Here is a 19,216-nt window from a genome sequence, read left to right on the forward strand (position 1 = left end):
TCAGATGACCTCCTTGCACGACTCGTCCTGACTGACATGGCCGATATTGGAAAGAATCAACAGAGTGGCGCCGACAACAGCCAGGAACACCCCGAGATCGAAGAGAATGGCAGTAGCCAGTTCGATTTCGCCGATCAGCGGAATATGGAAATGGCCGAACGCCGAGGTCAGGAACGGCGAGCCAAAGGCCCAACTGCCCAGACCGGTCAGGCCGGCAATCAGCACACCCCAACCGGCGGTGGCGTGATAGCTGAACTTCAGACGCTCCTGCGTCCAGGTTACGCCGTGGGAGATGTACTGCAGGATCAGCGCCACCGAGGTGATCAGGCCGGCGATGAAACCGCCACCTGGCAGGTTGTGCCCGCGCAGGAAGATGAACGCCGATACCAGCAACGCCATCGGCAGCATGGCGCGCGAGAGCATATCGAGAATCATCGGGTGCGCATCGGTCGACCACGGCCGCCCGTTCTTGTCGTGGCTCGGATGTGGCAGGTGCAAACCATACAGCAGCGCGTAGATGCCGATGGCGGCAATCGCCAAAACGGTGATCTCACCCAGGGTATCGAAACCACGGAAGTCCACCAGGATCACATTGACCACATTGGTGCCACCACCGCCGGAGACGCTGTTCTCGAGGAAGAACGACGAAATGCTCTGATAGGGACGGGTCAGCACCGCATAGGTCAGCATCGCCACCATGGTGCCGCTGCCCAACGCCAGGGTCAGATCACGCAGACCACGCAAGCTGCTCGACTCCGAGGGAGTGCGATCGCTCATGAAGTACAGGGTGAGCATCAGCAGGATGATGGTCACCACTTCCACCGACAGCTGGGTCAGCGCCAGATCCGGGGCGGAGAAGCGGGCAAAGGCCAGCGCCACCATCAGACCTGCAGCGCTGAGAATCATCAGTGCCACCAGACGGCGACGGTGGAAAACCACGGTGAGCACCGCAGTCAGCATCAGAATCAACATACCAATGGTTGTCAGCGGATCGATCGGCGTCATCGCCACGCTACCGGTCAACTGCTCAAGCGGCGACAGCGCGATGATCACCAGGGTCAGGGCACTGCCCAGCATCCAGGCCAGGTAACGCTGCTGCGAGCCGCTTTCCAGCAGCACGGTGATGCGCACGGACAGGCGCGTCATGTAACGCACCACCTGATCGAAGGCATCCTTGGCATCGAGGTTGGGCAGCCCCTCGTACCAGCGGAACAATGGCTTGCGGCAGGTGTAGACGAGAATGCCGCCAAACAGCGCAACGAAACTCATCAGCAGCGGCAGGTTGAAGCCGTGCCAGATGGCCAGGCTGTACTCAGGCAGCTCGCCACCCAGGGTCGAAGCGGCGGCGGCGGCCAACAACGGCGCTACCGTGTAGGCTGGCACGATGCCGACCAGCAGGCAGAGGAAGACCAGCACCTCAACCGGCACTTTCATGTAGCGCGGTGGCTCGTGCGGCGGGTACTTGGGCAGGTCGATCGGCTCGCCGTTGAAGAATACGTCATGGATGAAGCGCAGCGAGTAGGCCACCGAGAACACGCCGGCCAGGGTTGCCGCTGCCGGAATCACCCAGTTGAAACCGCCCAGCAGGTGCTGGTGCAGGGTTTCGGTGAAGAACATTTCCTTGCTCAAAAAACCGTTGAGCAGCGGCACGCCAGCCATCGCCGAAGCTGCCACCATCGCCAGCACCGCTGTATGCGGCATGTACTTCCACAAGCCGTTTATTCGCCGCATGTCGCGGCTGCCGGTTTCGTGATCGATGATGCCCGCAGCCATGAACAGCGAGGCCTTGAAAGTGGCATGGTTGATGATGTGGAACACCGCCGCCACGGCAGCCAACTGGGTATCGAGACCGAACAGCAACGTGATCAGGCCCAGGTGGCTGATGGTCGAGTACGCCAGCAAGCCTTTGAGGTCATGCTGGAACAGTGCCATGACCGCACCGACCAGCAAGGTGGCCAAGCCGGTCATGCTGACCATGTAGAACCACCAGTCGGAGCCGGCCAGCGCCGGGTACAGGCGCGCCAGCAAAAATACCCCGGCCTTGACCATGGTTGCCGAGTGCAGATAGGCCGAAACCGGCGTTGGCGCTGCCATCGCATGGGGCAGCCAGAAGTGGAAGGGGAACTGCGCCGACTTGGTGAACACACCCAGCAGCACCAGTACCAGCGCCAGCGGATACAACTCATGTGCGCGAATCGCGTAACCAGCCGCCAGCACCTGCGACAGCTCGAAGCTGCCGGCGATATGGCCGATCAGCAGGATGCCGGCAAGCAGCGCCAGACCACCGCCGCCGGTGATCGCCAACGCCATGCGCGCGCCCTTGCGGGCCTCGGAGCGCGAACCCCAGAAGCCGATCAGCAGGAACGACGACAGGCTGGTCAGCTCCCAGAACATCAGCATCAGCAGCAGGTTTTCCGAGAGCACCACGCCGAGCATGGCGCCCATGAACAGCAGCAGGAAAGCGAAGAAGCGCCCCATTGGCTCGGTCTTGGCCAGGTAATAACGGGCGTAGAGGATCACCAGCAGGCCGATGCCGAGAATCAGCAGGGCAAACAGGAAACCCAGGCCGTCGAGGCGCAGGCTGAGGTTCAGGCCAAGATGCGGCAACCACTCAAGCTTGACCCGCAGCACTTCACCGGCAAACACCGCTGACTGGTGGTTGAACAACAGGATCAGCGCCGCAACGGGCGCTATGGCCGCTGCCGCCGCGCAGGCGGAACGGCCCAGGCGGTCAGCCAACACGGGTAGAAACAGACCCAGAAATGGCAAGGCGACAATCAACGCAAGCGCCATCGAAAAACCCCTTTAGCAGGCACGCCAGGTCAAACGACCCAACGACGCGAATTGGAGTCGCAACTCCCTGACGGTGACAGTCCATGCACCACAACGAAGCAGCTAAGTCGTTGTCGGCATAAGCATAACGACCGATTATCCATAACTATCAAGACAACGTCATGCATTGAATTATCGTTAAACACACTTGGTAACATGCAGGCGACTGGAAGCGCTGCTGAAAGCCGGCCAGCACTATAGCGAGGCCACAAAAAATTGCCGGGAACGCTTCTTTTGCGCAAGCCCGACAAGTTGTCGCCCGGGATCACTGACAACAAAAAGCCGGAGCAACCAAAGCTGCTCCGGCTGGCTTGTAACGATCAGTGGGTAACGCGACTGGTACCGTTGACCGTCATGATGCGCACGCGCTCGCCGACGCGGAACACCTGGTTCGGCTCGACTTCCTGGACGTAGGCGCGCATGGTGCCGTCGTCCTCACGCACGGTGATCTCAACACCCTGAGTCCGGGTCAGACCTTCTTCAGCAGCGGCGCCCAACAAACCACCGGCAACGGCACCGACCACAGCCAGGACCGCGCTGCCGCGCCCGCCACCGAGGCCACTACCACCGATGCCACCAACCACAGCACCGGCACCTGCACCGATCGGTGTCTTGGTTCCTTCGATCTTCACCGGGCGCAGCGATTCGATGGTGCCCATGCGTACTGTTTGCACCGCTCGGGCCTCATCGCGGCTGTAGGTATCGCCGGTCAGGCTGGACTGACAACCCCCGAGGGCCAGCATCGCGGCCAGCGAGGTAATGAGCAGAGTGGGTTTACGCATAGCAATTCCTCCAGAGGTATCTCAATCCATTAGACGCCGGGCGAGCGTATCTGTCACGGAGGAGCCTGAACAATAGTTATTTCAGACAGACCAAGTTCAGCCAGGTTCGCCCTATCAGGAGCGAGCAAGGCGCCAGAGCCGGGCGATATCCGCGGTACGCGCCTGCAACTCAGCCGCCGCACAGGCCATCGCCTGCTCCAGGGACAACGGGCCCGGCGCCAGGCTGAATGCAGCTTCGATACCCGCCTCGTACAGCGCTTGATAGTTGTCGCCCAGGCTACCGGACAAGGCGATGACCGGCACCCCGGCCGCACGCGCCACGCGCGCTACGCCGACCGGTGTCTTGCCGTGCAGGGTCTGGGCATCCATGCGCCCTTCCCCGGTAATCACCAGATCCGCGTTCTCCACCGCCGCGGCGAGGCCGGACAATTCGGCCACCAGCGCGATACCGGGGCGGAAACTGGCCTTGAGGAAGGCACGCGCAGCGAAGCCGAGACCGCCCGCCGCGCCCACACCAGGGAACTCGGCGTGGTCCTCGCCCAGCGTCGCCGCCACGATACGGGCGAAGCGACCGAGCGCCGTATCCAGCTCCGCGACATGCTCAGGCTTCGCCCCCTTCTGCGGACCGAACACCGCGGTTGCGCCGCGTGGCCCGCACAAGGGATTGTCGACATCAGCAGCGACCTCGATCTGCACCTTGAGCAGACGCGCGTCGAGCCCACTCAGATCAAGCTGGTCGAGACCGGCCAAAGCCGCGCCACCCGGCGCTAGCTCGCGCCCCTGGACATCGAGAAAGCGCATCCCCAGCGCCTGCAACAGGCCAGCACCGGCGTCATTGGTGGCACTGCCGCCCAGCCCCAGGATGATGCGCGTAGCACCGGCATCCAGCGCCTCGCGGATCAGTTCGCCAGTGCCGAAGCTGCAGGCCAGACGAGCATCGCGTTGTTCACGCGGCACCCAGTGCAAGCCACTGGCAGCAGCCATCTCGATAACCGCTGTGCCCTGCCCCAGCCAACCCCAATGCGCCTTGACCGGCTCACCCATGGGGCCCCGCACCTCACACTCGCGGCGCTCGCCGCCGACGGCAGCGAGCAGCGCATCGACCGTGCCTTCGCCGCCATCGGCCATTGGCCTCAGCAAACACTCGGCCTCGGGAAACACCTGCTGCCAACCGCGGGCGATGGCAGCGGCCACGTCGGGTGCGCTGAGGCTCTCCTTGAAGGAATCAGGAGCAATGACGATTTTCATGATAGGTACCTCGAAAGGAGGCAGGCGACCATAGCCGCCTGCCGATAAAGCGGATTACAGCAGAACCAGGCTGAGCAGCCAGACGGTGATGATGCCGGCGATCCCCTGGATCAGGGTTGCGACCGTCTGCGCACGGTAGGCCGTGGAGACCTTCATACGGCTGAACTGGGTCACGACCCAGAAAAAGCTATCGTTGGCATGGGACACCGTCATCGCACCGGCACCGATGGCCATTACGGTAAGCACGCGCCCCATCTCGCTATCGAGCCCCAACTGACCGAGCAGCGGTGCGACCAGCGCCGAGGTTGTGACCAGTGCCACCGTGGTAGAGCCCTGAGCACTCTTCAGCGCAGCGGCCACCACGAACGGCATGAACAGGCCGATCCCCAGCGCCGACAGGGTCGTACCCAGGTAATCACCCAGCGGCGTAACCTTGAGGATCGCCCCGAACGCGCCACCAGCACCGGTGATCAGCAGGATCGGCGCGGCGGACACCAGCCCATCGGCGACGTAATCATGGAATTCCTGACGCTTATCGTTGCTCTTAAGCAACGTGCAAGCCAGCGCCAAGCCGACCAACAGTGCCGCGATGGGCTGGCCGAAGAAATTCAGCAGACCGAACAGCAGGCCGTCGCCAAAGGGCTTGCTAGGGAACACGGCAATCGAGCCTAGGCAGATCAGCACGATGGGCACGAAGATCGGCGCGAAGGCCTGGAAAGCGCTGGGAAGCTTGCCATAGCGGGCCTTGAGCGCCTCGAAATCGACCGCATCGTCGAGCAGCTCGCTCGGCGCCTCTTCCAACAGCTCCTTGTCGTTCTGCTTGAGGAAGCGGTTGGCCCAGAGCATACCGGCCAACGCAGTGACCAAGGAGACAAACAGGCCGACGACAATCACCAGGCCCAGCGAGCTTTCAAGGCCGAGGTTACCGGCGGCGGCAATCGGGCCGGGGGTCGGCGGCACGAAGGTGTGGGTGGCATAGAGACCAGTGGCCAGAGCCACGCTCATGGCCACCACGGATACCTTCATGCGTGCGGCCAGGGCGTTTTTCAGCGAGTTGAGGATGACGTAGCCGGAATCGCAGAACACCGGAATCGACACCAGATAGCCGATGATCGACATGGTCAGCGTCGGGAACCGCTGGCCTAGTAGGCGAATCACGGTTTCCGCCATGGTGATGGCAGCACCACTACGCTCGAGGATCACACCGATGATGGTGCCCAGCGCGATGACGATACCGATGTATCCGAGGATGCCACCGAAGCCAGAAGCGACGGTCTTGAGAATCTCGGAAGCGGGAAGTTGATAGGCGAAGCCGGCGATGATCGCGGCGCCTAGCAAGGCGAGAAAAGGATGAAGTTTCAAACGTGTAGTGGACAGTACGATGAACGCGATGAGCGCCACCAGGATCAGGACCAGGCCCATGACCAGTCTCCTCGTTGTTGTTATGACCGGACTCGATGTCCGACTGGGAATGCCGACAGGCAGGCAATTGTGGCTCAGCCCTGAGCAACAGATCCTGTGCACCAGCACCAAAAGACAGGAAGCCTGGTGTGGTAATTTCGTTCAGCCGCACAACATTGCTCAGGACGCCTTGCTGTCTTCCACCCCCAGCAGACCAAGCCCCAGCGACAGCTGCAGACGCTGATCGAAGCGATTGAGGTCGAGCCCGCTCAACTCGCCGATGCGTTCCAACCTATAACGCAACGTATTGCGATGAATGCCCAACTCCTGCGCACAGGTTTGCACCTGGCCGTCATGCGCACACCAGGCTTCCAGCGTCGCCCTTAGCGTGCCTTGTGGGTCCTGCATCAGCACCTGCCGCAACGGCGCCAGCCAGCCCTGCAGCAACCAACTGTGGCGCTGGGCATAGAGCAGCGTCGGCAGACGCAATTCGTCCAGACGCAGCAGACGACGACCAGGAAAACGCGCCTGACCGTAGGCCTGAAGATCGCGCAGGACCAGGCTGGCCTGGCGCAGCTCGGTCAGATCATGCAGCGGGTCGCTGAGCGCCAGCGAGCTCACGCCCCACTCGCGTTCGTCAGCCTGTTGCAGCCAGGCGCGATCATCGCGCGTGGTGCTGTAAGGCCGACACCAGAGCAGCTCATGACGCCCGAGCGGCGCTACCAGATGTTCACTCTTGCCCCCCAGTGCGGCGAGCAGACGCGCCTGACGCGGCAGCGGATCGCCCTCTCCATCGAGTTGCAGCAGGCACATCTGTCGTGGCCAGGTCAGTTGCAGGCCCAGGCGTTCGGCATCGACCTCGAGACTGGACAGGCGCAGCATGGGGTCGAGCAGCTGTCGCAACCAGGCCACCTGCTGATGCCGCTGCCAATGCCGCTCGGCCTGCAACACGCGATGCTCGACCAGCATCTCCGCAGCCATACGCACCAGCTCGGCATAGGGCCGCACGATCTCGGGGTCACCGGTGATACCGAGCACGCCAATCAGGCGTTCGGCATGCAGCAAAGGCAGGTTGACACCGGGTTTGACGCCACGCAGGCAGGCCGCCGCCTGCGCATCGATTTCCACCACACGTCGGTTGGCCAGCACCAGCTGTGCACCTTCATGACGGGTGTGGAGGCGGCTGGGGTCGCCGCTGCCGATGATCATGCCCTGGGCATCCATCACGTTGATGTTGTGCGGCAGGATGGCCATGGCGCGGTCGACGATATGCTGCGCCAGGGTGGAGTCGAGTTCGAGCATGAGAAACGGCCTCGCGAATGAGGCCGTCATTGTAGGCGTGTCAGCGGCGCCTCACGAAGTATCCCTCGCAGCGCCGGCGAAACCTTCAGGTAGCCAGCATTTACTCCGCAGCAGGCGCTACAGCGCTCTCGGCGGCCTTGTCGTCCGCAGGTGCTTTCGCCTTGGCCTGATTGCGCCGAGCTTCAGCACGGTGCCGCCTGGCCTGCTGCTTGGCATGCAGCGCCTGCGACGCCGTCACCACGCCAACGGGCTGGCCTTGCAGATCCAGACGCGGTGCATCTTCGGTCATGGCAGCCCAGTAACGACCACCGCGGCACCAGGCGGCAATACCCGCTTTGAGCTGCTCAACGGTGATGCCGAGCAACTGCAGATGCTGCTCGGCATCTTTGAGAATGCCTTCCTTCAACGGCACCTTGGGCGCCGGATTGACCGGGAAGGCCAAGGGGAAGTGCTTCTGCAAGCGCCAGATCGCCTCGACGGTAGGATCCTGCTCGCGCGGCTTGGCTTTGGGCGGTTGCTTGCGCTTTTGCGGCTTCGCGCTTTCGGTCTTTACCTGCTGGACCTGCTGCTTCTCGGCGCGCAGGCGGTCACGTAGCTCGGCTAATTGTTCAAAACCCATCGTTCGGTTCGCAGCGTCCTGGTTGGTTCGTGGCGCAAGGGTATCTTATGTGCTCGTTTCGTACAGCCTTATTGATAGCTGGGGTGCTTGGCTGCAGGTGATGGACAGACCTTTGAGGGACTTGTAGAGGGCCGCTTTCGGCAAAAAAGTGGGCCGGTGCGCAGGTTTAGCGGACCTCGATCAGGGCTTGGAAGCGCTTACGAAACCTGCAGCGATGCAGTCGCAGATAGCGCCAGAGTGCGACTCGCAGACCAGGCTCATTTTCCTGCACTTTCAGCAAACTGATTGGTAGCTAGGGGCTGTTGCCGTTTCGCGCTAACCAGTTGATATATAAGAGCAAACTCGTATCGTTGAAGCTCTGACCCAACACCGATACGAGCTTGCAATGCCCCGATTACTGCTCAGTGATGAGCATTGGTCGAAGCTGCAGGAAATTCTGCTGCGCAAGGCCATCTACACCGCGAGGCTGTAGCCATTCGGCGCTGAGTATCAAATGGTCTTCTCAAGCGCGCTCAGCAACTGCTCGATCTTCTTCTCATTGCGCTTGTAGTAAGTCCAGGGGCCAACGCGCTGGGATGTAACCAGCTGAGCTCTCTGAAGGGCTGCGAGGTAGTTTGATACGGTCGACTGGGACAGCCCTACTCTTTCCTGGATGATGCTCACGCACACACCAAGCTGATCAGGATCTGCTTCCTGCTCAGGAAAGTTCTTCCTTGGATTCTTGAGCAGGGTGAGGATGGCGAGGCGTGTTGGATTATCCAGAGCCTTTAGCGCTTCGCTGAGGTCGATGTTCATAGTCAATGACACATGGCTGGTTTTCGCTATTTTACGATATTTCAATTTTAGTTGCTGCGCGCACTCCGACGAGGCGCGCAGCCCTGGCGCTGTCAGCCTTCATAGAAGGGGTAATCAATGTAACCTTTCTCGGTACCACCATACATGCTGCTGGCATCCACTGGGTTTAGCGGCCAGCCATTGGCGATCCGTTGCGGAAGGTCTGGATTGGCAATGAAGGGGCGACCGAAGGCAATTAAGTCAGCCCAACCGGCTTCGATCGCTGCGGCAGCGCGCTCCGCCGTGTACCGCCCCGCATAAATAATGCGACCACTGAAGACCTCTCGTACCGCGTTGCGGAATGTAGCTGGCAACTCCGGAGCCTCATCCCAGTCTGCTTCGGCCAGCGACAAGTAAGCGACACCGATTTCCTCGAGTACCTTGACGGCCTCGATGTACGTCTCGTGTGGATTATCTTCCAAAAGGCCCAGATAGACCCGAAGCTCATCGGTGCTTGCGAACAGTGGAGCAAATCGCACGCCCAAACGATCAGCGCCCACCACGTCAGCGACAGCGTGTGTTATCTCGCGCAGGAATCGCAGGCGGTTCTGCAGGCTTCCACCATATTCATCCGTGCGGCAGTTGGTGTGTGCTGAAATGAATTGATTTACCAGATAACCATTGGCGCAGTGCAGTTCTACCCCATCGAAACCAGCCTCTAAAGCATTACGCGCTGCTGTGGCGTAGAGCTGGACGAGCTCTTTCACCTCTGCAGTGGAAAGCGCCCTTGGCTCAGACGGATCCGCCAGGGTACCCGTACCAGGCCCCGTTTCGATGAACACTTTCACGCTACGGGCTGGCAGTGCTGATGGCGCTACAGGAGCATCGCCATTTGGCTGCAGCGAGGTGTGGGACACCCGGCCAACGTGCCACAGCTGCGCAAAAATTACGCCGTCCTCTGCATGTACCGCTTCGGTGACCTTCTTCCAGCCTTCGATCTGTTCTTGACTGTGAATTCCCGGGGTCCAAGCATAGCCCTGGCCTCGCGGCTCGATCTGAGTTCCTTCTGTGACCATGAAACCCGCACTGGCTCGTTGTCGATAGTAGGTAGCCATCAAGTCGTTGGGAATGTTCCCCGGCTGCGAGCTACGCGAGCGAGTGAGCGGCGGCAACACAATACGATTACGGAGGTCATAGGGGCCGATCCTTGTCGGGCTAAACAGTTTGTTGATACTCATTATTAAATCCAGATATCTAAAAATACAGATCTAGCGAGACGCTTCGCCTCGCTTCTGAGAAGGCTTTAGCTCAACGCGCTTCCAGTAGGAGAGTTGATTGAGGGACTGCCGAATGGCAGCAACTCTAACCCATATATCTAGAAATGCAAATATATAGATTCAAAGACCATCCCCGAGAACCTGGAGTACTTCGCAACCCTGCACACGGAGAATACCCTGCCGCTGGGAGTGGGGCAGCGTGTCGCTCCTGGCTTTCAACAATGTCAGCCAAGGCTTCCTCCCCACATACCCGAGGTACACCGACAGCAGGAGCCATGCAGCCAGGGGAACCAAGACAAGGAACACCTATTTGGCGTCACGACTCAACGCAATCCGCTCTGCTCGTTAACGGTAGAGTTTCGCCAGTGCCAAACCTGATGGGCAGTCCCTCAAGGTGCCAGCCGTTCGCGAATCCAGGCCTCGCCCTTGAAGCGGTAATTGAGGCGGTCGTGCAGGCGGCTGGGACGACCCTGCCAGAATTCGATGCGTTCCGGCAGTAGGCGGTAGCCCCCCCAGTGCGGAGGGCAATGGGGAGTCTGGCCCTGGAAGCGTTTTTCGGTTTCCGTCAGCAGGTTCTCCAGCTCGGCGCGGTCGCGGATCACCTTGCTCTGCGGCGAGGCCCAGGCACCAATGCGGCTGCCCAGCGGGCGTACCTGGAAGTAACCGTCGGATTCGGCCGGGGTGACCTGCTCGACCCGCCCCTCGATACGCACCTGACGTTCCAGACTGGGCCAGAAGAAGGTCATGGCGGCGAACGGGCGTGCTGCCAGTTGCCGGCCCTTGGCGCTGTCGTAGTTGCTGAAGAAGGTGAAGCCGCGCTCGTCGAGGCCCTTGAGCAGCAGTACCCGGCAGTGCGGGCGGCCGTCTTCGTCGACGGTGGCCAGGGTCATGGCGTTGGGTTCGACCGGCAGTTGCTCGGTCTTGACCGCGTCATCGAACCACTGGCGAAACAGGGCAAAGGGTTCCAGCGGGGCCTGGGCTTCGCTCAGGCCGTCGCGGGTGTAGTCGCGGCGCATATCGGCCAGGGTTTGGGTCATGGCAATTCCTCAGGGCAGAGCCAGAAACCAATCCGCCTGGTTTCCAGTGCCTGCCCGCGCAGGGTGGAAGTGCCCGCAAGCTTACTCCGACTTGCGCACTTTTCCTTGATCTGCGGCAGCTACCTTGGGTGCATCCTTGAGCTCCGCCATGACCGGCTGGCTGTACTTGGCGATCAGGCCCTGCATGGTGTCACGCGAAGTCAGGAGAATCTCCACGCGGCGGTTGAGTGCGCGACCGGCCGCGCTGTCGTTGGCCGCACGGGGTGCGTCGGAGCCCAGGCCCATAACCTGCAGGCGATTCTGCCTGAGGCCGCTGAGGCGGAAGATGGACGTCACGGCCCGCGCACGCTGCTGGCTCAGGTCGCGGTTCTGGGCGTCGTCACCGCTGCTGTCGGCATGGCCGAGCACGACCACAGCAACGTCTTCGTCGCTTTCCAGCAACTTGGCTACGCGGGTGATGGGGCCGAGGCTGACCGGTAGCAGCATGTGCGGGCGATCCGGATTGAACGAGCCCTGTACCGGGGCGGTGACCACCAGCAGGTTTTCGCGGCGCTCGAACTCGAAGTGGCTGCCCTTGACCGCTTCACGCAGTTTTGGCTCGTACTCGTCGAGCCAAGCGCGGGTAACTTGAGGCGGTGGCATCACTGCCGGCTTGGCGACTTCCTTCTTTTCCGAGCCGGCGCAGCCCGCGATCAGCAGGCAGCAGGTAAAGGCAAAAATCTTGTTGGCACGCATGTAGCCCCCGGGGTCAAAACTAATGGTCGGATCGTTATGGTTGGTACTGAACGGCTGGCGCAAGTTTAGCCGTTTCAATCAGATACAGTCAGCAATCTGTCGCGCAAGTTTCTGCGCGCGGGGGTCCATCAAGACGAACGGTCCTAGATTGTTGGTGACGAAGCCGAATGCGAGGTCTCGTTCCGGATCGGCAAAGCCACTGGAGCCACCGGCACCGGGATGACCGAAAGCCTTGGCGCCCATGCCATAGGTGGCATTGGCTACGTCGGCCTGATCGAGCATGCAGCCCAGGCCGAAGCGGGTGCGAGTCAGCAGGGTCTTGTCGTCACCGACGCTGTGCTCGCGGGTCATTTCGCCCAGCAGGTCAGCATCGAGCAGGCTGCCGTCGAGCAGACCGGCATAGAAACCCGCCAGGCTGCGCGCGTTGCCATGACCATTGGCGGCCGGCTGCTGCATGCGCCGCCACTCCGGTTTGTTGGTACTGGTCATGATCGACGGAGGGTTGGTGAACGAGCGCGTGCTCATGGCTTGGGCGTCACTCATCATCACCTTGAGCAGACGCTGCGCTGCAGCGTCGCCTAGATTGCCCTTGCCGCGAGCGATATGGGCGACGCGGTCGAACTCGCTGTCCGCCAGGCCGACATGAAAATCCAGCCCCAGTGGCTTGGCGATGCGTGCGGCGATGCTCTCGCCCGGGCCACGGCCTTCGATGCGGCGAATCAGCTCGCCAATCAGCCAACCGTAGGTAATAGGCGCGTAGCCATGGCCCTCCCCCAACGGCCACCAGGGTTCCTCTGCCGCCAGCGCAGCGGTCATGGTCTGCCAGTCATACAACGCTTCGGCGGGCAGTGCCTGGCGCAGCGCCGGCAAGCCGGCCTGGTGGCAGAGCAGGTGACGCACGCTGATGCGTGCCTTGCCGGCTGCAGCGAACTCGGGCCAGTAGCGCGCCACCGGTGCATCCAGATCGAGCTTGCCCTCGCCCACCAGTTGCAAGGCCACCACGGCGGCGAAGGGTTTGGTGCAGGAGAACAGGTTGGCGATGGTGTCGCTGTGCCAGGCTTGCTGGCCGTCCTTGTCCATGACGCCGGCCCACAGGTCGACCACGGTTTCCCCGCCGACTTTCACGCACAGGGCCGCGCCCCGCTCCTGCGTGTCATCGAACAGGGCGGCAAATGCGTCCCTCACCGCTTCGAAGCGCAAGTCGAAATAGCCCTGAATCTGCACGCTGCTCTCCTGTTTCACTGCTTATCTCAATACTGCCAATGATGGCAGCCGCCTATCATGCAATGTTCTGAAACTTCATAAAATAGCGATGTTCGATTGGTTTTTCCTATGATGAAACAAATGCGGCCTGATATGATCAATACGCCCTGAATAGCGCAGCTACGGTGCGTACGTATTCGTCAGGCCGCCTTGGATTCGACGCTCGGCACAGGAGAAACGAGTGCTCTACCTACTGTCCCTGATCGCCCTGGCTGCCATCATGGCACCCGGCCTGACGCGCCTTTTGGGTGCTCGCACAGGTTGGCTGCTGATGCTGGCGCCGCTGGCGGCCTTCGTCTGGTTCGTCCAACAGATTCCGCTGATCGCCGACGGTGGCGCGGTGATGCAGAGCCTGAGCTGGATTCCGGCACTGGGCATCAACCTGAGCCTGCGCCTGGACGGCCTCTCGCTGGTTTTTGCCCTCTTGATCAGCGGCATCGGCAGCCTGATCGTGCTGTACGCCGGCAGTTACCTGTCCAGCCACGCCCACCTGGGTCGCTTTCACGCTTACTTGCTGGTGTTCATGTTGGCGATGCTCGGCCTGGTGCTGGCCGACGACCTGGTAGCGATGTTCGTGTTCTGGGAGCTGACCAGTATCGCCTCCTTCCTGCTGATCAGTTTTCAACACGACAAAGCGGTATCGCGCCGTGCGGCGTTGCAGGCGCTGCTGATCACCGGCGGCGGTGGGCTGGCGCTGCTGGCCGGGCTGATCCTGCTCGGCGGTGCAACCGGCAACTGGCAGTTCTCCAGCCTCAGCGCCGAGCAGATCGAAGGCCACGTGCTGCTGCCGGCCATCATGGCGCTGGTGCTGCTGGGCTGCTTCACCAAATCGGCACAGGTGCCCTTCCACCTGTGGCTGCCCAATGCGATGAACGCACCGACGCCAGTGTCGGCCTACCTGCACTCGGCAACCATGGTAAAAGCCGGCATCTATCTACTGGCCCGCCTCAACCCAGTGCTCGGCGGCTCCGTCGGTTGGGGCACGCTGCTGATTACCTTCGGCGCGGCCACTGCCGTGCTCGGCGCCTTCCTCGCCTTCCGCCAGACCGACCTCAAACGCCTGTTGGCGTACACCACGGTCACCGTGCTGGGCCAGCTGACCATGCTGATCGGCACCAACACCAGCTATGGCCTGCAGGCGTTCGTGCTCTATCTGGTGGCGCACTCTCTCTATAAAGGCGCGCTGTTCATGGCAGTCGGCGCCATCGACCACGCCACCGGCACCCGTGAAGTGGCCCGTCTTGGCGGCCTGATCCGCTTCATGCCGCTGACTGGCGCAGCCGTGGCGCTGGCAGCGTTTTCCAACGCCGGCTTGCCGCCGTTCTTCGGCTTCATCGCCAAGGAATTCAAGTACACCGGCCTGATCGAGATGGGTCATATCGGCTGGGCGGTGACATTGGTGATGATCCTTACCAACGCCCTGCTATTTGCCGCTGCCGGCCTGGTCTTCCTGCAGACCTTCCTCGGCAAGCGCGGCGACTATCCGCGCACGCCGCACGAAGTCGGCCTGCCGATGTGGCTGGGGCCGATGCTGCTGGCCATCGGCGGTTTCCTGCTTGGCGCCTGGAATGCCTGGCCGGAAACCTGGCTAGTGAACAACGCGGTGCAAGCCGTGGCACGCGGGCCGGTGGATGTGCACCTGTATCTGTGGGGCGGCATCACCCCGGCGCTTGTGGCCAGCTTGCTGACTGTGTCGCTGGGCGTGCTGTTCTATGTGATGCGCGACCGAGTGCGACAAGTGCTCGATCGCGCCAACGCGGCCTGGAACGTCAGCGGCGACCTGATCTGGGATCGCTTGCTCAAACGCGTATTCCACTTCGCAGGGCTGCTTGCCGCACGTTTTCAGCACGGCTCCTTGCGTCAGCATCTGGTGCTGCTGGCCCTGGCGGTCGGCGGCCTGCTGGCGGTCGGCTTGTTGCCGGCGCTGCCGCAACTGCTGCAGGGCAGCTACAGCCCGATCTCGCCGCTGGGCCTGGCCGGCTGCCTGTTGGCACTGGCCGGCGGTGTGGCAGCGGCGTTCCTGCCTGGCCGCCTGACCTTGCTGGCCGCGCTCGGCGCCTGCGGCCTGGGCCTGGCACTGGTGTTCGTCTCGGTCAATGCACCGGACGTGGCGATGACTCAGCTGATGGTGGAAACCCTCAGTCTGATCTTCCTCGCCCTGGTGTTTCGCAAGATGCCCACCGTGCCGGCCAGCGGCGCCCGCACTCCCTGGAAGCGCCGCCTGCATGCCGGCGTGGCGATTCTCTTCGGCCTCAGTGTGACAGGCGCCCTGCTGCTCGCAGTGAGCCTGCCGCTGCCAGGCGACATCGCCCAGTGGTATCAGGCCAACAGCCTGCCGGGTGGTCATGGGCATAACGTGGTCAACGTGATTCTGGTGGACTTCCGCGCCTTCGACACCCTCGGCGAAATCCTCGTGGTCGCGCTCTCCGCCCTCGCCGCAGCCAGCCTGCTGGGCACCGGCCAACGCGTCGGCAATGAACACAGCGGCGAAGACGCCTTCAATTCGCCACTGCTGCGCCAGGGCCTGCGCCCGCTGGCCTGGCTGATGCTGGCTGGCTCACTGCTGCTGCTGTGGCGCGGCCACAACCTGCCGGGCGGTGGTTTCATCGGTGGCCTGGTGGCGGCCTGCGGCCTGATTCTGCTGGTGCTGACCTATGGTCACGGGCAGATTCGCCGCGTACTGCCCGTGGCCCCCGCGCAGTTGATCGGCATTGGCCTGGGCTGCGCGGCGGGCGCCGGTATCCTCGGGCTGATCGCCGGCAGCGCCTTTCTCACCGGTCTGTGGACTTTCCCCGGCGGCTTGCCGCTGGGTACGCCCCTGCTCTTCGATGTCGGCGTATTCCTCACCGTGTTCGGCTCCGCCCTGCACATGATCGACAAGCTCACGGGAGTTCGCCAGTAATGGAATGGCTAGCTGCAATCACCACCGGTGGCCTGGCGGGTCTGGGCCTGTGGATGCTTCTGGATCGCAACCTCAAGCGTGTCGTACTGGGGATTGTGGTTCTGGGTAATGCAATCAACCTGGGGGTTATCACCGCCGGCCGTTTCTTCGGTGAACGCCCGGCCTTCGTCGAGGCCGGCAACGCAGTGAGCACGGCCAACCCGCTGCCGCAGGCACTGGTACTGACGGCCATCGTCATCGGCTTCAGCCTGTTCATCTTCACGCTGGCGCTGCTCAAACGCACCCGCGAACTGCACGGCGACAAGACCACCGACTCGGTCAGCGCAATCACCGAGCAACCGGCACCGGACTGGCACGACAGCGAGCACGAACAGGACGCCCATGGTACGGAGGCTCGCCGATGAATCACGCGTTACTGGTTGCCCCGATTCTCATCCCGCTGTGCAGCCTGTTGCTGGCAATCATCCTGCGCCGCCATCTGCTGGCCGTGCGCGTGCTCAGCCTGACGGGTGCCGTGCTGCTGCTGGCCGTTGGCCTGATGCTGGTGTGGCAGGCCGCGCAAGGCGTGGTGCTCAGTGGCCAGGTCGGCGGCTGGCAGGCGCCCTTCGGCATCAGCCTGGTGATCGACCGGCTGTCGGCGGTGATGATCGCCATCAGCGCCCTGGTCGCGCTGGTCACCCTGCTCTATGGCGTGGCCAAGGACAACGACAGCACCATCGGCCGCGACTTCCACCTGTTCATCCAGGGGCTGCTGACCGGCATCTGCGGCGCCTTCATCACCGCCGACATCTTCAACCTCTATGTCTGGTTCGAGGTGCTGTTGATCGCCTCCTTCGCCCTGATGGCGCTTGGCGGCGGCAGCCGCCGGCTGGCCGGCAGCATGACCTACGTAGCACTGAACCTGTTCGCCACGCTGATCTTCCTGCTCTCCGCCGGCCTGGTCTACGGCGCCAGCGGCACGCTGAACATGGGTGAGCTGGCCATGATCATGCGCAGCGGTGAGGCGCCACCGGGCGTGACGCCGGCGCTGCTGCTGCTGCTGCTGTCGTTCGCCATCAAGGCTGCGCTGTTCCCGGTGTTCGGCTGGCTGCCGGCCACCTATCACGTCGCCCTGACAGCCGTGTCGGCGATGTTCGCAGGGCTCCTGACCAAGGTCGGCGTCTACGCGCTGATCCGCCTGGTGACCCTGCTCTGGCCGGAGCATGGCCTGCCGCATCAACTGCTACTGTGGGTCGCCTGCGCCACCATGCTGGTGGGTGTGCTGGGCGCGGCGGCGCAGACCGAGGTGCGCCGGATCCTGTCGTTCCACATCGTCAGTCAGGTCGGCTACATGATCCTCGGCCTCGCCCTGGCCACCCCGCTGGCGCTGGCCGGTGCAGTGTTCTACCTGATCCACCATATCGTGGTGAAGGCCAACCTGTTCTTCATCGGCGGCCTGGCGGCACGCATCTGCGGCTCCGAGCGCCTGGCCGACATGGGCGGGCTGTACAAGCGCATGCCCTGGCTGGCGCTGCTGTTCGCCATTCCGGCGCTGTCGCTGGCGGGTATTCCGCCGCTGTCCGGTTTCTGGGCCAAGTTCCTGCTGGTCAAGGCCAGCCTGGATGCCGCTGCCTGGTGGGCGGCGGGCATCGCCCTGCTGACTGGCGTGTTCACCCTGCTGTCGATGAACAAGATCTGGAACGAAGCATTTCTCAAGCCTCATCCACGCGGTGAAGAGGCGCTGCAAACGGTTACCGGCATACGCGCGGCGTGGCTGGGCATGAGCGCCCTGGCACTGCTGACCGTGCTGATCGGCCTCGGCGCCGGCCCGCTGATCGACTACGCCGTAGCGGCCGCCGCGCAGCTCGCCGACCCGCAGGCCTATCTGCAACCCTTTACCGGCGCAGGAGGGACCTGATGCTGTTTATCATCCATTTGCTGGCCAGCGTCGGTCTGGCCTGGAGTCTCGGCGCCGGCCACCTCGGTGGCGGTCTGCTGGCCTTCGCCCTGCTCTACCTGCTCGCGCGCCTGCTGGGCCTGGCAATCGGACGCCTGCGCCGTTATGCACGCAGCCTGGAACATGGCGTCAGTTTCTGCCTGTGGTTCATCGCCCAGGTATTTCTCGCGACCTACCACGTCGCCATTCTGGTGCTGGCGCGCCGGGTCGACGTGGAACCAGCAGTGCTTGCCTACCCGGTGACCCGCCGCGAAGTCGACAAGGTCACCCTGCTCGGCACCCTGCTGACCCTTACCCCCGGCACCCTGGCCCTGGATTATGACGAGGAGCAAGGCCTGCTTTATATCCATGCACTCGATGCCCGTCACCGCGAGGACGTGACCGACGCGCTGGCCGAGCTTGAGCGCCGCTTGCTGGCCTGGCTCGACGCGGGCAAAGCCGAAGGAGTAACGCCATGACCCTACATCTGGCCGGGGCCGCCTGGGTATTGCCCCTGGCTGCTGCCCTGCTCGCGCTGAGCGGCCTTATCGTCCTCTATCGCCTGTTGCGCGGGCCGAGCCGACCGGATCGCGCGGTGGCCATCGATGCCCTGACCCTGCTGGCGGTCGCCGCCATGGCGCTGCTGTGCCTGATGCGCGGTGAGGCGCTGTTCATCGACGTCGCCGTGCTGCTGGCACTGGTGTCGTTTCTTGGAACGGCAGCCTTCGCCTTCCTGTTCGACGACGCCCACAGCCAGATACCGGACAAGAGAGAGGAACGCCCATGAACGACGTACAAGCCTGGCTGGCCTCGCTGTTGGTGCTGAGCGGCGCGGTGATCTCTCTGCTCGGTGCGATTGGCGTGCTGCGCCTGCCCGACAGTTACAGCCGCATGCATGCGGCGAGCAAGGCCGGGGTTCTCGGCGCCGTCCTGTTACTGGGCGCAGTGGCCTTGGCCAGCAGTGGCGAGCTGGCCCTGGAGACCTTTATCGGCCTGCTGATTCTGCTGGCCAGCGCCCCGCTGGCGGCGCACGCCATTGCCCGCGCTGCACATCGCGCCGGCATTCGGCCGACGCTCGGGCGGTTGGGTGATGAGCTGGAGCAGCGCAACAGGGGCGGTGAATAGATCA

The 19,216-nt window shown here is 62.7% G+C and carries 17 protein-coding genes; 6 read left to right on the top strand and 11 right to left on the bottom strand.

The annotated features are described in order from the left end of the window. From N5J71_RS07515 to N5J71_RS07565, 11 genes are all read right to left on the bottom strand, one after another. The gene (locus N5J71_RS07515; protein ID WP_279916609.1) at positions 1-2,793 is read right to left on the bottom strand and encodes a monovalent cation/H+ antiporter subunit A; all 2,793 of its coding nucleotides are present in this window, start codon (positions 2,791-2,793) and stop codon (positions 1-3) included. 359 nt (positions 2,794-3,152) lie between these two features. Next, positions 3,153-3,614, bottom strand: a complete 462-nt coding sequence (locus N5J71_RS07520; RefSeq protein WP_017677796.1) for an outer membrane lipoprotein — start codon at positions 3,612-3,614, stop codon at positions 3,153-3,155. Between the two features lie 114 nt (positions 3,615-3,728). Beyond that, positions 3,729-4,862: a glycerate kinase gene (locus N5J71_RS07525; RefSeq protein WP_279916610.1), complete on the bottom strand. Its 1,134-nt coding sequence runs from the start codon at positions 4,860-4,862 to the stop codon at positions 3,729-3,731. A 54-nt stretch (positions 4,863-4,916) separates the two neighbouring features. Beyond that, positions 4,917-6,284 (bottom strand): GntP family permease, encoded by a 1,368-nt coding sequence (locus N5J71_RS07530; RefSeq protein ID WP_004423831.1) that lies wholly within the window; start codon positions 6,282-6,284, stop codon positions 4,917-4,919. A gap of 159 nt (positions 6,285-6,443) precedes the next feature. Continuing rightward, positions 6,444-7,565: a sugar diacid recognition domain-containing protein gene (locus N5J71_RS07535; RefSeq protein ID WP_279916611.1), complete on the bottom strand. Its 1,122-nt coding sequence runs from the start codon at positions 7,563-7,565 to the stop codon at positions 6,444-6,446. 100 nt (positions 7,566-7,665) lie between these two features. After that, entirely contained in the window at positions 7,666-8,184 is a 519-nt protein-coding gene (locus N5J71_RS07540; RefSeq protein ID WP_004423826.1) for a ProQ/FinO family protein, read from the bottom strand. Positions 8,185-8,673: 489 nt separating this feature from the next. Further along, positions 8,674-8,979 (bottom strand): ArsR/SmtB family transcription factor, encoded by a 306-nt coding sequence (locus N5J71_RS07545; protein ID WP_004423824.1) that lies wholly within the window; start codon positions 8,977-8,979, stop codon positions 8,674-8,676. Between the two features lie 92 nt (positions 8,980-9,071). After that, positions 9,072-10,196 carry an alkene reductase gene (locus N5J71_RS07550; protein WP_004423822.1) on the bottom strand — a complete coding sequence of 375 codons (1,125 nt, stop codon included), beginning with the start codon at positions 10,194-10,196 and terminating at the stop codon, positions 9,072-9,074. Positions 10,197-10,624: 428 nt separating this feature from the next. Next, entirely contained in the window at positions 10,625-11,272 is a 648-nt protein-coding gene (pdxH, locus tag N5J71_RS07555) for a pyridoxamine 5'-phosphate oxidase (protein WP_279916612.1), read from the bottom strand. An 81-nt stretch (positions 11,273-11,353) separates the two neighbouring features. Further along, on the bottom strand, positions 11,354-12,007 hold the full coding sequence (locus tag N5J71_RS07560; RefSeq protein WP_116619419.1) for an OmpA family protein: 654 nt from the start codon (positions 12,005-12,007) through the stop codon (positions 11,354-11,356). A gap of 78 nt (positions 12,008-12,085) precedes the next feature. Next, positions 12,086-13,231: an EstA family serine hydrolase gene (locus N5J71_RS07565; protein WP_004423818.1), complete on the bottom strand. Its 1,146-nt coding sequence runs from the start codon at positions 13,229-13,231 to the stop codon at positions 12,086-12,088. A gap of 220 nt (positions 13,232-13,451) precedes the next feature. On the opposite strand from N5J71_RS07565, the gene mbhE reads away from it, so the two are divergent. The 6 genes from mbhE to mnhG are packed head-to-tail and all read left to right on the top strand — an operon-like array spanning position 13,452 to position 19,212. After that, positions 13,452-16,172, top strand: a complete 2,721-nt coding sequence (gene mbhE / locus N5J71_RS07570; protein WP_279916613.1) for a hydrogen gas-evolving membrane-bound hydrogenase subunit E — start codon at positions 13,452-13,454, stop codon at positions 16,170-16,172. Continuing rightward, the gene (locus N5J71_RS07575) at positions 16,172-16,576 is read left to right on the top strand and encodes a Na+/H+ antiporter subunit C (RefSeq protein ID WP_004423816.1); all 405 of its coding nucleotides are present in this window, start codon (positions 16,172-16,174) and stop codon (positions 16,574-16,576) included. Before mbhE ends, N5J71_RS07575 begins: the two co-directional genes overlap by 1 nt. Then, positions 16,573-18,069 (top strand): proton-conducting transporter transmembrane domain-containing protein, encoded by a 1,497-nt coding sequence (locus N5J71_RS07580; RefSeq protein ID WP_279916614.1) that lies wholly within the window; start codon positions 16,573-16,575, stop codon positions 18,067-18,069. Before N5J71_RS07575 ends, N5J71_RS07580 begins: the two co-directional genes overlap by 4 nt. Continuing rightward, positions 18,069-18,566, top strand: a complete 498-nt coding sequence (locus tag N5J71_RS07585; protein ID WP_279916615.1) for a Na+/H+ antiporter subunit E — start codon at positions 18,069-18,071, stop codon at positions 18,564-18,566. The genes N5J71_RS07580 and N5J71_RS07585 overlap by 1 nt, the downstream gene beginning before the upstream one ends. Continuing rightward, positions 18,563-18,874, top strand: a complete 312-nt coding sequence (locus N5J71_RS07590) for a monovalent cation/H+ antiporter complex subunit F (RefSeq protein WP_279916616.1) — start codon at positions 18,563-18,565, stop codon at positions 18,872-18,874. Before N5J71_RS07585 ends, N5J71_RS07590 begins: the two co-directional genes overlap by 4 nt. Further along, complete coding sequence (mnhG, locus tag N5J71_RS07595; RefSeq protein WP_084341328.1) at positions 18,871-19,212, top strand: monovalent cation/H(+) antiporter subunit G; 342 nt, start codon at positions 18,871-18,873, stop codon at positions 19,210-19,212. The genes N5J71_RS07590 and mnhG overlap by 4 nt, the downstream gene beginning before the upstream one ends. Positions 19,213-19,216: the final 4 nt, after the last annotated feature.

It is taken from the genome of Ectopseudomonas oleovorans (genome assembly GCF_029845265.1).
Classification (GTDB): Bacteria; Pseudomonadota; Gammaproteobacteria; order Pseudomonadales; family Pseudomonadaceae; genus Aquipseudomonas; species Aquipseudomonas oleovorans.

Coding starts and splice junctions, on each gene's coding strand:
- N5J71_RS07530 (WP_004423831.1), bottom strand. CDS start 6,284: ATGGGCCTGGTCCTGATCCTGGTGGCGCTCATCGCGTTCATCGTACTG.
- N5J71_RS07520 (WP_017677796.1), bottom strand. CDS start 3,614: ATGCGTAAACCCACTCTGCTCATTACCTCGCTGGCCGCGATGCTGGCC.
- N5J71_RS07580 (WP_279916614.1), top strand. CDS start 16,573: ATGAATCACGCGTTACTGGTTGCCCCGATTCTCATCCCGCTGTGCAGC.
- N5J71_RS07590 (WP_279916616.1), top strand. CDS start 18,563: ATGACCCTACATCTGGCCGGGGCCGCCTGGGTATTGCCCCTGGCTGCT.
- N5J71_RS07575 (WP_004423816.1), top strand. CDS start 16,172: ATGGAATGGCTAGCTGCAATCACCACCGGTGGCCTGGCGGGTCTGGGC.
- N5J71_RS07560 (WP_116619419.1), bottom strand. CDS start 12,007: ATGCGTGCCAACAAGATTTTTGCCTTTACCTGCTGCCTGCTGATCGCG.
- N5J71_RS07550 (WP_004423822.1), bottom strand. CDS start 10,196: ATGAGTATCAACAAACTGTTTAGCCCGACAAGGATCGGCCCCTATGAC.
- N5J71_RS07545 (WP_004423824.1), bottom strand. CDS start 8,979: ATGAACATCGACCTCAGCGAAGCGCTAAAGGCTCTGGATAATCCAACA.
- N5J71_RS07525 (WP_279916610.1), bottom strand. CDS start 4,862: ATGAAAATCGTCATTGCTCCTGATTCCTTCAAGGAGAGCCTCAGCGCA.
- pdxH (WP_279916612.1), bottom strand. CDS start 11,272: ATGACCCAAACCCTGGCCGATATGCGCCGCGACTACACCCGCGACGGC.
- N5J71_RS07585 (WP_279916615.1), top strand. CDS start 18,069: ATGCTGTTTATCATCCATTTGCTGGCCAGCGTCGGTCTGGCCTGGAGT.
- N5J71_RS07540 (WP_004423826.1), bottom strand. CDS start 8,184: ATGGGTTTTGAACAATTAGCCGAGCTACGTGACCGCCTGCGCGCCGAG.
- N5J71_RS07535 (WP_279916611.1), bottom strand. CDS start 7,565: ATGCTCGAACTCGACTCCACCCTGGCGCAGCATATCGTCGACCGCGCC.
- N5J71_RS07515 (WP_279916609.1), bottom strand. CDS start 2,793: ATGGCGCTTGCGTTGATTGTCGCCTTGCCATTTCTGGGTCTGTTTCTA.
- mnhG (WP_084341328.1), top strand. CDS start 18,871: ATGAACGACGTACAAGCCTGGCTGGCCTCGCTGTTGGTGCTGAGCGGC.